This window comes from [Chlorobium] sp. 445, from assembly GCA_002763895.1.
GTDB lineage: Bacteria > Bacteroidota > Chlorobiia > Chlorobiales > Thermochlorobacteraceae > Thermochlorobacter.
This window is the reverse complement of sequence record NSLH01000008.1, coordinates 1-13246: the sequence shown is the minus strand read 5'-3', so window position 1 is coordinate 13246 and position 13246 is coordinate 1. Positions and strand designations below refer to the sequence as shown.

At 48.3% G+C, this 13246-nt stretch carries 8 protein-coding genes; 5 read left to right on the top strand and 3 right to left on the bottom strand.

Annotation, left to right across the window (positions count from 1 at the left end; translation table 11 throughout):
- Positions 1-152 precede the first annotated feature (152 nt).
- Positions 153-1052, top strand: a complete 900-nt coding sequence (locus tag CMR00_04595; protein ID PIO48482.1) for an RNA polymerase subunit sigma — start codon at positions 153-155, stop codon at positions 1050-1052.
- Between the two features lie 85 nt (positions 1053-1137).
- On the opposite strand, the gene CMR00_04590 is transcribed toward CMR00_04595, so the two are convergent.
- Both CMR00_04590 and alr read right to left on the bottom strand, forming a co-directional pair.
- Positions 1138-2742, bottom strand: coding sequence for a peptidase M28 (locus tag CMR00_04590; GenBank protein ID PIO48402.1), 1605 nt, complete (start codon positions 2740-2742; stop codon positions 1138-1140).
- A gap of 79 nt (positions 2743-2821) precedes the next feature.
- Positions 2822-3958, bottom strand: coding sequence for an alanine racemase (gene alr, locus CMR00_04585; protein PIO48481.1), 1137 nt, complete (start codon positions 3956-3958; stop codon positions 2822-2824).
- Between the two features lie 237 nt (positions 3959-4195).
- Here alr and hppA point away from each other — a divergent pair, with 237 nt between their 5' ends.
- From hppA to CMR00_04565, 4 genes are all read left to right on the top strand, one after another.
- A complete protein-coding gene (hppA, locus tag CMR00_04580; protein PIO48401.1) occupies positions 4196-6385 on the top strand; it encodes a sodium-translocating pyrophosphatase in 2190 nt (729 codons plus the stop codon).
- A 172-nt stretch (positions 6386-6557) separates the two neighbouring features.
- Positions 6558-9662: a hypothetical protein gene (locus CMR00_04575; GenBank protein PIO48400.1), complete on the top strand. Its 3105-nt coding sequence runs from the start codon at positions 6558-6560 to the stop codon at positions 9660-9662.
- Positions 9663-9745: 83 nt separating this feature from the next.
- Positions 9746-11956 carry a hypothetical protein gene (locus CMR00_04570; GenBank protein PIO48399.1) on the top strand — a complete coding sequence of 737 codons (2211 nt, stop codon included), beginning with the start codon at positions 9746-9748 and terminating at the stop codon, positions 11954-11956.
- Between the two features lie 21 nt (positions 11957-11977).
- Positions 11978-12907: an esterase gene (locus CMR00_04565; GenBank protein PIO48398.1), complete on the top strand. Its 930-nt coding sequence runs from the start codon at positions 11978-11980 to the stop codon at positions 12905-12907.
- A 79-nt stretch (positions 12908-12986) separates the two neighbouring features.
- Here CMR00_04565 and CMR00_04560 read toward each other — a convergent pair.
- Positions 12987-13246 (bottom strand): hypothetical protein (locus CMR00_04560; protein ID PIO48397.1); only part of this gene is annotated, 260 nt, incomplete at its 5' end.

The following is a 13246-nucleotide window of genomic DNA, read 5'->3' as shown; positions in this document are numbered from 1 at the left end:
TAGCCATAAAGGTAAAGCAACACGCACACATCCTGTGCGTTAGAGCATCTTACGATGAAATGCCGCCGTAGAAATCACCTTTGCACTTCGGCGGCAAAAAGCATGAAGAAAAGCACAGTGGCGATTGTAAACCTAATCGTTTTAACAAGAAGATGAGACAACTGAAAATCAGCCGACAAATCACCAATCGTGAGAGCGCTTCGCTCGACCGATATCTGCAAGAGATTGGGAAGTTCGAACTTTTAACTGCCCAAGATGAAATTGAACTGACGCGCAAAATCAAGCGCGGTGAAGGCAAGTCTGTCGATTCTAAAGAATACAGAGAGGCACAGCGCGCATTAGAAAAACTCATCAAAGCAAACTTGCGCTTCGTTGTCTCTGTCGCAAAGCAGTACCAAAACCAAGGCTTGTCGCTGGGCGACCTAATCAATGAAGGCAACTTAGGCTTAATCAAAGCCGCAAAGCGCTTCGATGAAACACGTGGTTTCAAGTTCATCTCGTATGCGGTGTGGTGGATTCGTCAATCTATTTTGCAAGCCTTAGCCGAGCAATCACGCATTGTGCGTCTACCGCTCAACCGTGTGGGCACACTCAACAAAATTGGTAAAGCCTTCAGTCAACTCGAACAAGAATATGAGCGTGACCCAAGCACGGAAGAACTGGCACAAATTTTGGACATGAACGCCGGGGAGATTACCGACACGCTCAAAATCGCAGGGCGTCATATCTCTGTCGATGCCCCCTTCGCACAAGGCGATGACAACCGCCTGCTCGATGTCTTGCAAAACGACTCGCATCGACCTGACCATGGGCTTATTCGTGAATCGCTCTGTGTGGAAGTCGAGCGTTCGCTCTCAGCTCTGACACCACGCGAAGCCGACGTGATTCGCTCCTACTTCGGTATCGGCATGGAAAATCCTCTCACACTCGAGGAAATTGGTGAAAAGTTCAAACTCACACGCGAGCGCGTGCGCCAAATCAAAGAAAAAGCCATTCGCCGCCTGCGACACTCACCCTACAGCGCAGTGCTCAAAGAATACATCGGCAGTTAAAGCACAACTCAAAACATAAGCAGAAGTCAAAAGCCGACGCAAGTCGGCTTTTTGTTTGCACTTTGCAAGACAACAAAGCGGCCTATCAATTTCGGCGAAGTACAGCACGACGATACCCAAGCTCCCAACCGACAGCAAAAGTCAAACGAACAATTTTCGCCATTTTCTCTAAGTTGATTTTCTCGAAATCGTCTGTCGGTTCATGGTAATCAGCATGTGTACCGTTGAAGAAGAAAATGACAGGAATGCCATTTTTGGCAAAGTTGTAGTGATCGCTGCGGTAGTAGAAACGGTTAGGGTCATTGTCGTCATTGTAGCGATAGTCGAGCGTGAGATTGACACTCAGGCGATTTTGCTCTTGCAGCACGGCATCAAGGTCTTTTGAAATTTTGTCTGAGCCAATCACATAAACATAGTTTGGGTTACCGAGCTCTTCATACTTTTCATCGAGTCGACCAATCATATCGATATTGAGGTTTGCAATCGTTTGTTTGAGCGGAAAGCGGGGATAGTCGGTATAGAACTTGGAGCCAAGCAGTCCTTTTTCCTCACCAGCAAAAGCCAGAAAAATGATAGAACGTGGTGGACGCATGCCATTTTTAGCAAAGGCTTCCGCTAAAGCCAGCACCGCAGAAGTGCCAGAGCCATCATCATCGGCGCCGTTGAAGATATTGCCGCTAATGCCAACACCCACATGGTCGTAATGCGCTGAATAGACAATTGCTTCGTTTTTCAAAGTCGAATCGCTGCCTTCGAGCATTGCGCAGACATTTTCACTTTGCAAAATTTCCTCAACGAAGTCAATTGTAAGGCTTGCCGTAACCTGTTTGAGTTCAAAAGACATGGGCTTTAGCGGTCGGGATGTGAAGGAAGCTGCAAGCTCATCGACGGTTTTACGAAGTGGTGCAAGCATGGTGTTAGCAACTTGCGCCGAAATAAAAATGAGTGGCACGCTGGTTGATCTTGCATCGGGTGTGGTGGGTTGGTTAGCTTGGGCAAGCGCCATGCTGCTCATGGCAAGTTGATCTTTGCGCGATTCGAATTGCTCTTTAAGACTCGGCATGCCGCTGTGCCCAAGCACAATGAAAACAGCAAGCGGTCGGGATTCAAGTGCAGCCAGATATTTGATGTAAGTGTCGTTCCACTTTTCAAAAGCAGGTTCGCTCTCTGCACTTTTAGGCACACCAGAAAGTAAGAGCACGATTTTGCCCTCTGCGTTGATACCGTTGTAGTCGGAATAGCTGAGTTTTTTGTCACGAATACCGTAGCCGCAGAAGGCCACACTGCCGCTAAGTTTCGCAGCTTGCGTACCGCGCAGTGAAAACGCAAAATCCTCGAAAATTTTGTGGAAAGAATAGGTGCTATTGCCAACTTTAAGTGCAATTTCATTTGATGAGCCAAGCCGACGCTCTCTGACAAGAAACTTTTGGAAATATGTACCGCTATCTCCAAGCGGTTTGAGCCCTAAGCGCTCAAAGTGGGAAGCGATATAGCGAGCGGCAATTTTCTGACCACGTTTTGCGGTCTCTCGACCCTCGAGCTCATCGCTTGAGAGAAAACGCAGATGTGCGCTAAGCAGTGAAGGCTCGATGAGTTGGTAGCCGATTTGCTCTACAGCTGGCGGGGCACTCGGCGTGCGAGCAGCAAGTAGGAGCAGAGATAGAACCAAAAGAAACAATCGCAAATGCATATTAAAAAAGCAAGGCGTTGAAGAAATCAAAAGAGCAGAGCAAAATGTGCAAAACAGTCGATTGAGAAAAGTGCGTGTGTTATTCCACAAAGAGGCGCTGCACGCGTGGAGAAATTGCGCAAAGCATTTCGTAGCCAATCGTACCAATGCTTTCTGCAAGGTGATTGACTGAAAGAGAGCTATCACCACCAAAGAGCGTAACGCAGTCGCCTACCTGAACCGATTCATCTTGACCCAAATCGACCATCATTGCATCCATTGTAATAGCGCCGACTTGTGCAAAGCGTTTGCCCCTAATGACCACATGGGTTTTGTTGGACAGAGCACGCGGATAGCCATCTGCGTAGCCAATAGAGATGGTTGCAATGCGTGTACGCTGTGGTGCCTGCCATTGTCGAGCATAGCTAATGGTTGTGCCAGCTTCTACCCATTTGGTAAAAACGACATGCGCTTGAAGATGCATGACGGGCTCAAGAGCCAAAGTTGGCGCAAAGTCTGAACTTGGCGGATAGCCATAGAGCAAAATGCCCGGGCGCACCATATCTAAGTAGGTGGATTTGTCAGTGAGAATTGCGCCACTGTTGGCGGCGTGTCGCAGCACGCGTGCACCTGTACTGTGTTCGAATTCACGAACGAGATGAAGATAACTTGCCAGTTGCTGACGTGTGAAAGCAGGATCGCTACCACTTGCGGCAAAATGCGTGTAAAGGGCTTTAAGTGAAAGATGAGGGGAGTGGTGGATTGCTTCAGCAAGACGCAGTGCTGCAGTAGGCTGAACGCCAAAGCGACCCATGCCTGTATCAATTTTCAGATGCACGCTAAGCGGTTTGCCAAGACTTTCAGCCACGCGTTCAGCAAGATGAAAGATGTCAAAATCGCTGATGGAAAGTTCTATCTCATGCTGAGCGTAGAGCGGGAGCTGATCGGGCAGTGCTGAAGCAAAGGCAAGAATGCAGACGGGTGTTGTAACGCCACTTTCACGTAGGGCAGTGCGCAATAGCACGGCTTCGTGGATATTAGCAACACCAAAATCGCGAACCCCTTCCTCAACCAATGTTTTGGCAACACCGTGCACGCCGTGTCCATAACCATTGGCTTTAACGATAGCCATGATGCGTGATTTACCTACAAGTTGCTGTACCGCGCGTGCATTGCGACGCAATCGTCCCAAAGAGATTAGAGCTTTTGAAAGATGAACTGGAGGCGACGTGCGCAAAAGACCATCAGGTGCGGCAAGCGTGCTAAGTGTGTCTGTTGGCGTATGTTGAAGCAAATGGCTATGGGCTAGGATGATGTTTAGCGAAAGTTAACGATGTGGCAAAAATAAAGATTTGCATCATTTTGCAAAGCGCAAATGCTGCCGAGGATATGCTAAAAAAACGCTATCTTTACACAATGATTCTTGCGCGCAAGAACTGCTCTAGGCAATAAAGTAACAAAATAACTTCGCAGTATGGAACTTACCTTTATCTTCGCAGCAAGCACAGTTGGCTTGCTCTTTGCGCTATTGCTGACACGACAAGTACTCTCCAAAGAAACCGGCAGCGATGCGATGCGGCGGATTTCTGAGGCCATCAAAGAAGGTGCAGAAGCATTTCTTTCACGCCAGAACCGCACCATTTTCTACCTTGCTATTCTGACGGCGCTGCTGCTATTTGTGCTCTATGCCTTCTTGCGCGCAACCACCGAGCACGACCCCGTTCAAAATCCGATTGCACTAGCACTTTGGACGATGCTGTCTTTCGCAATCGGTGCTACATGTTCGGTGGTATCAGGCTACATTGGCATGTGGGTCTCAATTCGGGCAAATATTCGCACGGCTGCTGCAGCGACGCGCTCTTTGAATGATGCCCTCACTGTGGCGCTCAAAGGCGGCGCGGTTTCGGGCTTTCTTGTTGTAACACTTAGTCTGTTAGGCATCGGTCTGCTTTTTTTTGTGATTAAATCGCTTGAAATTACATCGCCACTAAAAATCCCTCTGCTGATTGCAGGTTTTGGATTTGGGGCATCGTTTGTAGCGCTCTTTGCACAATTGGGCGGAGGCATTTATACCAAAGCTGCTGATGTCGGTGCAGACCTTGTCGGCAAAGTCGAAGCCGGTATTCCAGAAGATGATCCACGCAATCCAGCGGTGATTGCAGACCTCGTGGGAGATAATGTCGGCGACTGTGCAGGACGTGGTGCAGATCTTTTTGAATCCATCTCTGCTGAAAATATCGGCGCGATGATTATTGCTGCTGGGCTTTACGCATCAAATCAAACCCTGTTTGAACAAGCACAGATCTCCGTTTTAGGCTTGTTGCTCTTGCCGCTGGTTGCTAATGGATTTGGGCTGATTGCATCGCTTATTGGCGTGCTAATTGTGCGAGCAAGCGAAACCGAAAATCCAATGAATGCACTCAACCGTGGCTATTATATGGCAACTGCACTCTCGGCATTAGGGTTTTTCTTTGTAACGCGCTGGCTGCTAGGCGACTACTGGCTGAATTTCTTTCTCTGCGGTATCGTGGGTTTGCTGACCGCTCTGGTGTTCGTATATCTAACACAATACTACACAGAATACCGTTATCGTCCTGTGCTCTCTATTGCGGAATCGTCAAAGACAGGACCAGCAACCAACATCATCGGCGGCATTGCTGTGGGGTTTGAGAGCACGGCATTCCCCATTCTGACGATTTCTACTGCAATCATTACGGCGTATTACTTAGGCAATGCATCAGGGCTAAACAATGCAGGACTATTTGGCACGGCAGTAGCTACGCTTGGTATGCTTGGCACAGCCGCCTACATTTTGGCAATGGACACCTTCGGACCTATTACAGACAATGCAGGCGGCATCGTGGAAATGTCAGAGCAGCCAGAATCAGTGCGTGAGAAAACCGATAAACTTGATGCCATGGGCAATACTACTAAAGCCCTCACGAAAGGCTACGCAGTTGGTTCAGCTGGACTGGCGGCGTTTCTACTCTTCAGCGCCTACCTTGATGAACTGCGCAATTACGGTGCACCGCTAGAAGCAGTCAATCTCTCAAAGCCCGAAGTCTTTATTGGTGGAATGGTGGGTGCGATGCTGGTCTTCGTATTCAGCTCGTTTGCAATTCGTGCGGTGGGTAATGCTGCGCAAGCTGTTATTATTGAAGTGCGTCGGCAATTTGCGGTGCTCAAACGCACCGCAAGTGGCGAGATTGAATTTACAACAGAGTTCAAACCAGATTACCGTACTTGTGTGGATATTGTAACCGCATCGGCATTGCGCCAGATGGTGGTGCCCGGTGCTTTGGTCGTGCTGACGCCCATTGCTGTCGGTCTTATCTTCAAATTGCTCTATAACCTCAATGGCAACAGTGGTGCAACTGGCGCAGAAGCCGTCGCTGGTCTTCTGATGATTGGCACCATTGCAGGGATTCTGATGGCGCTCTTTCTTAACAATTCAGGCGGCGCATGGGATAATGCAAAAAAGTATATTGAAACTGAAAAGCGCGATAAAGCCGCAAACACAGGTAAAGGCTCTGACAAACACAAAGCCGCCGTCGTGGGCGATACTGTCGGCGATCCATTCAAAGACACTGCAGGACCCTCATTGCATGTGCTGGTGAAACTGCTTTCAACCATTACGCTGGTGCTGGCGCCATTTTTTATTTGAGATGCCACCGACGTGCGCTGAACAAACTAAAAGCGCGTTAGCATGAAGATGTGACAGCGTGCACAGACATGGCGCCATGCTTTGATGATGTGAAGAGAAACATGTAGCTTGTAAATAAAGAGTGCTCTCTAACTCTAAGAGATAAAATGAGATAAAATTCTGCTAATTTGATATGCACACTCGTATTGTCTTTCTTGCTCTCGTCCTTGTTGGAGTATTTGCTGCTTTAGTGCCTGCGCAGGAACGCACATCGCTGCGCGCAAGCAAAATAAAGGCATTGCGCCATGCTTCCTCAGCCACGCTGTCAGACATGATGGAGGGTATTGTGGTGGTCAAACTCAAAGGCGAGAGTGCTAGGCCGTTTGAGGTGCAAGCGACACGAGCAAAAGTAGAACGTGGGCTTGCGACGCTTCAAGCTACCATGCGCTCACATGGCTTGTGGAAGATCGAGCCACTGTGGAAAGCCGAGTATGAAAACAAACTGCGTCAGACGCTGGCAACACGCATCGGTACAGGCGAGCTTGGTGAAGCCATACTTACTGCAAGAACGCCAAGCGAAGCAGCGGCACGACTCTGCAGCGATATTTCGCGCATTTACTACTTGCACTATTCTGGTGGCACAAATCCCGCTGCAGTGGCAGCAGAACTCTCAAAACTTCCGGAGGTCGAGTACGCTGAACCCAGTTACATTTACTCTCTTTCACTTGTACCCAACGATTCTGCCTATGGCACGCGCGGTCAAGATTTCTTTGATTACCATAACATTCCACAGGCTTGGGATGTGAGCACAGGGAGTGCTAATGTCGTGATTGCCATTTTAGACACAGGCATTGAATTCGATCATCCTGACTTGCAAGACAAGATTTGGACAAATCCAGGTGAGACAGGCACAGATGCGCAAGGGCGAGATAAACGCTCTAATGGTATAGATGATGATGGAAATGGATTCATTGATGATTGGCGAGGCTGGGATTTTTGGGAGAGTGGGACGACAACAGCGACACGCGACAATAATCCACTCGATGAATTTTCTGGACATGGTACAGGCACCGCAGGACTGGCGGGTGCAAGCACAAACAACGGGATTGGCATTGCAAGTACAGGGTTTAACTGTCGGGTGATGGCGGTCAAACTAGGTGGTACACGCGAGCGTGTGCGTAATGTAGCGTTCATTGACCAAGGCATTATTTATGCTGCAACCAACGGTGCAAACATCATCAACAGCAGTTTTGGCGGACCGAATCGCTCACGTGCAATTGAAGATGCCGTAAATTTTGCAACCAACGCTGGTGCGCTGGTTGTCGCCGCCTCTGGCAATAGCGGCAGTGAAGCGCCCAGTTATCCAGCCGCCTACACGAATGCCCTGTCGGTCGGAGCCGTGCTGCATTCAGGTCCAAATATCGGACAGCGGGCACCGTTTTCGAACTTTGGCTCAACTGTCAATGTCTATGCCGCTGGGAGCGCCATACTTACGACCGTGCCCGGACGCGCTGTTGATGTCAAGGATGGTCGTTTTGCAAGTGAGCTCTATATCCAGCTCTCCGGTACATCATTTGCGTGTCCAATCATTGCAGGCATTGCAGGTTTAATCAAAGCGCATCATCCAACATGGAGCCCACAGCGCATCGCAACACAGCTTCGTGCAACAGCTTTTGGTCCAGCCTCCCTGCGTATCTTAGACGCTAATGCAGCACTGCGCCGCACAGTGCCCGGGCTTGTAGCTTTCGATTTGCGCTACGATGATCAAAGCAGTTCTATTATTGCACGCATTGCAAACTATAACGCTCCAACGGCTAACGCCGAGTTTCTGCTCTCGACAACTGTCCCCGGTGTCAGCATCCCAACGCCGCGCATAACGCGTGGAGTGATCAACACAGGTGATACGATTACACTGTCGTTTCAAGTAAGCCTGCCAAGCACAATTGATTTTACAACGACCACAGCGCTCTTCCGCTTGGATATGGTGGATAACCCTTCAAACTACAGCGATGCGGCATTCCTAGACTTAAGCCGTCCAGCGTGGCTAGAACAAGTGCGTCTGGCACAGTTTAGCACAGATTTTCATGCCGTCAAGTTAGTCAACCGCAACGTCGCATGGGCATGTGCGGATGCTGGGGTAGTTATCCGCACACTTGATGGCGGTCGCACCTGGACGCGCGTGGCGTCACCCACCAGCAACAATCTCTACTGTATCAATGCGCTAAGTGAAAATATCGCAATCGTCGGCGATGGACCAGACAGTGGACCAGCAAAACTGTATCGCACAACCGATGGGGGGCAGACCTGGCAAGAAGTCAACGCCAGCGGAAGTTTTTGGAATGCTATTCATTTCTTTGATGCGCAAAACGCTATCGCACAGTCTGATGCGGTCTCAGCAACAGATGGATTTGTACTAGTCAAGACAACAGATGGCGGTGCAAGTTGGGCGCCTATCTCACAAACGGTTTCAGCAGGCAGTGGAGAGTTTGGGCTGGTCGGCTCCTTTCAGTTCGTGGGCAATTCAGGCTGGTTCGGCACCAATAAAGGACGAGTCTTATACTCCACCGACGCAGGAAACACATGGAATAGCGCGACAGCCGCCGGTAGCAACGATTGGCTGATTGCGATTGCCTTTTCTGCAGCCAATACAGGTGTTGCAGGTGGCTATACGCTACAGAATCAACAAATTGCCAACAGTGTCCTGCGCCGCAGTGCAGACGGTGGGCGAACTTGGACAACACCAACAGCCCCAAGCGCCTTGGCATTTTTTAGTGGCGCAGGCGTGCCAGAAGTGGGGCAACTTTGGCTAAGCGCGTTTTCATCGCAAGGTCCCGTGATTTTCACCAGTCGTGATGCCGGCTTAACTTGGCTAGTGCATAACAGCACACCGCTCACAGATGCCGTTACATCGTTTTCTTTCGTAGTGGAAACCGATACAGTGTTTGGCTTGGCTTTGACCAATGACGGTCTGCTACTGCGATATGCGCAGCCAGCGCGGGCTTCATCTGTTCGTGAAATCGGCACAGAACGACCGCAAACTTTCAAACTGGAGCAAAACTATCCAAATCCCTTCAACCCGACAACCACAATTGTCTATCAACTGCCTGTAGCAAGTGAGGTAAGCTTGAAGGTCTATGATATACTGGGCAGAGAGGTAGCGACGCTCTTCAGGGGCAGACAAAACGCAGGGCGCTATCAAGCACAGTTTAATGCTACGCAACTCTCAAGCGGCATGTACTTCTACCGATTGCAGGCTGGTAACTACGTGGAAACAAAGAAAATGATACTCATCAAGTAAAAATCAAAAAGCTACAGAAATTCTGAAATTTAGTTAAAGCAAGACTTACTGCTGAAATGCTGTGTTCAAAAAACTGCCTTTAAATGCGTACCGCTCTAAAGAACTCCTGGTGCATCGGGACCATGATACTGATCGTGTGCATATGCTGTAGAACGCAAGATGTACTTGCTCAAACAAGAAGAGTAGATAGCTTGATTGCGGCATTAGAGTTGGCGAAATCTGACAGTCTGAGAGTAGCTTGTCTATGTGCCATAGCCGAAGAGTACAAAAAATTCTCACCCGACAGTGCACTTTTCTATGCAAAGCAAGCAGAGGGTTTGGCGCAACGTATGGGCGACATCTACTTCACTATTCAATTACTCAACCTGCAAGGTCATATTACACGAGATAAAGGTGCGTATGCCGATGCAATTTTGACCTACAAGCGTGCGTTAAGTCTGTGCGATTCTGCAAAGCAAGTAAAAGAAAAAGCAAAACTCTTCAATAACCTCGCAATCGTCTACTCACGGCAGGGCAACTACCCGCAAGCGTTGGACGCTCACTTTCAATCCTTGAAAATCAAAGAAGAACTGGGCGATAGCCTTGGCATGACAAATTCTTTAGCAAACATTGGACTAATCTACAAAAAGCAAGCGCAATACAGCGACGCCCTGAAGATGTATGCGATAGCACTGCAAAAATTCAAAGCCCTCAATGATGATGTTGGAACAGCAGCAGTACTAAACAATATCGGTGCTATCTACCGCATTCAAGGAAATTATGATTCTGCACGTGTCTACTATGAAGCCTCGCTGGAAGTAGAACGCCGCATTGGCAAAAAATCTGGCATTGAGAATCCACCAGATATAGCTACTGCGCTGGTGAATCTTGCTGATGTCTATGCCTCACAAAACAAACTCAACTTAGCTCGTAAAGCTGCTGAAGAAGCTTTCAGACTTTTCCAGAGAGTCAATGATCAAAGCGGACTGATTACAGCAACACGAATGCTCGGCATAATTGCAAGCAAAGAGCAAAAGAGCAAAAAAGCCATTAGCTACCTTGAACGCAGTATTGAAATTGCAATATCGCTGGGAGAACCAGAGGAACTCAGAGAGTCATATCTGGCACTGGCAGAGGTCTATGAAAGAACCGGCGACTTTGCAAACGCTTTTGCCGCCTACAAAAATTATCATGCACTGTATGACACGCTCCTGAATTTGGAGAAAGCTAAAACGGTCAACGCTCTCAAAACACAATTTGAGACTGAAAAAAAAGAAAAAGAAATCGTACTCTTAAAGCAAGAAAAAGAGCTTCAGGCTTTAGCGCTCTCAAGAGAAGAGCTGTTGCGCAATTCCTTTATTGGCATTTCAGTCTTGGCACTGGCGCTGGCACTCACTGCATTTCGTGCGTTTCGCATCAAGCAAAGGTCAGAGCAGATGCTTCAAGAAAAAAATCAGGTGCTAGATAATGCACTCAGAACTGCTGAAGAACAGCGTAAGATTGCCCAAGAGCAGCGACAAATTGCTGAAGAAGCTAACCGCATCAAAACAGAGCTGTTAGCAATTGCAGCACATGACTTGAAAAATCCACTTCAATCCATCTCTGGCTTTGCTGAACTGTCTAGAGAAAACTTGCAGAGCCTTAAAGCAGAACTTTCTTCTGCTTTGCAAGCTCGAGTTACTCTCGTAGAGTCATTCCTTATGCGCATTTACAGCTCATCGCAGCGTATGGGAGAACTTATCAAGAACCTGCTTGAGACGGCAGTGCTGGAAGCAAACAAAATTACGCTGAACAAAGACTATGCAGACCTAAGCTCTCTAGTGAACTTAGTCGTCTCCGACTTTGAAGTACAAGCACAGCGTAAGCAGCAGCGACTTGAAGTCCAAACCGGGCCAGACTGCAAAGCCCAAATCGATACTTCACGAATACGCGAAGTGATCGAGAACTTGATAACGAATGCAATAAAGTATAGTCCCGAGGGCAAAACCATCCGAATTCGTTGCAAACGCCAGGATTCGACAAATGCTATGCATGCAGCTCAGCCCTCAATTCTCATTGCCGTGCAAGATGAAGGACAAGGACTCACAGAAGATGATAAAGGCAAGCTCTTCAAAAAATTTCAGCGTCTATCAGCGCGTCCAACAGGCGGAGAAAGTTCAACGGGATTAGGCTTGTGGATTTGTAAGCAGATCGTAGAGCTGCATGGCGGTCGAATATGGGCAGAATCAGCTGGTAAAAATATGGGCACAACGGTCTTCGTGGAATTGCCTGCCGCTCCCGTTGTGCAGTCAAAGTACAGTGCAACTTTGCAATGAAGCAAAGAGAAAAAATCCAACATGACGCGCAACATCCTTTCGTCAATGATATTCCTCTCTGCGATGTGTAGCCAGCTCGAAGCACAACAAGTGCAAAGAATAGTTTCACAAATTTCACAAAACGACAGTGTGCAGATGGCAGTTGTCGGCACACTGAAACGCTTTGAGAAGTTCCCCTCGCAGTATATTGAAGCGCGCCATGTAGATGTGTGGCTGCCACCTGACTACGAGACCAAGACAAGCCAACACTACGCTGTGCTCTACATGCACGATGGACAGAATCTGTTCGATCCAAAACAGTCCTTCATCGGTGTCGACTGGGCAATGGATGAGACAATGACCAAATTGCTGGCTGAGCAAAAAATTCGACCGACCCTTGTCGTCGGCATCTGGAACTCGCCGAAGCGGCGCGCAGAATATATGCCCGAAAAGGCTTTTGCACTGCTCTCGGAGGCAGAGAAAGCTAAGTTTGTAGAACAACACGGCAGCGCACCGTTTTCTAACCGCTACCTGCAATTTCTCGTCTCCGAACTCAAGCCTTTTATTGACTCGACTTTTCGAACACTGCCCGAACGCGAAAACACATTCATCATGGGCTCGAGCATGGGCGGACTGATTTCACTCTACGCCATTTGTGAATATCCACATATCTTTGGCGGTGCAGGCTGTCTGTCTACGCATTTCCCAATTGGCAACGGTATCATGATTGACTACATGAAAACGCATTTGCCAGAGCCCGCTACACACAAAATCTATTTTGACTACGGCACAGAGACGCTCGACAAAGACTACGAGCCCTATCAACAAAAAGCCGATGCAATCATGCGCGAAAAAGGCTTCACGGAAAAAAATTGGATAACGCAAAAATTTATCGGCGATGAACACTCTGAGCGTGCATGGCGAAAGCGCGTACATCTGCCACTGCTGTTTTTGCTCGGGCGAAAAATTTAAAGTGTCTTGATTCATGCAGAGTGTTCAGTGCCGCCATGCAATTCTTGCGCAATTTCCAATTGAAATCACAGTAAGTTGCTCACGATTGGTAACGCTCTAACTCAGCAAGCCTTTTGAGGTCGTCGAAAAACTTTGGAAAAGCTTTGACTTTCTCGCTTCCCTCAAATTCAGTTTCAGAAAGTACATAACAGCCGTCTGTATCGGTTTCCACAATCGCACGTCCTTTTTTGATTGACCCCTTGGACTTGAATTTCAGGGTTTGGTCTTCATCGGGCGTGGCAAAAAATACTGCGATATGTTTTTGCGAAGGGTCTTGAGAGAGTTTGAGTTTCCAATATC

What these genes read in the sequence shown, in the direction of transcription:
- CMR00_04595 (PIO48482.1), top strand. Translation starts at nt 153, where the DNA reads ATGAGACAACTGAAAATCAGCCGACAAATCACCAATCGTGAGAGCGCT.
- CMR00_04590 (PIO48402.1), bottom strand. Translation starts at nt 2,742, where the DNA reads ATGCATTTGCGATTGTTTCTTTTGGTTCTATCTCTGCTCCTACTTGCT.
- CMR00_04575 (PIO48400.1), top strand. Translation starts at nt 6,558, where the DNA reads ATGCACACTCGTATTGTCTTTCTTGCTCTCGTCCTTGTTGGAGTATTT.
- hppA (PIO48401.1), top strand. Translation starts at nt 4,196, where the DNA reads ATGGAACTTACCTTTATCTTCGCAGCAAGCACAGTTGGCTTGCTCTTT.
- CMR00_04565 (PIO48398.1), top strand. Translation starts at nt 11,978, where the DNA reads ATGACGCGCAACATCCTTTCGTCAATGATATTCCTCTCTGCGATGTGT.
- CMR00_04570 (PIO48399.1), top strand. Translation starts at nt 9,746, where the DNA reads ATGCGTACCGCTCTAAAGAACTCCTGGTGCATCGGGACCATGATACTG.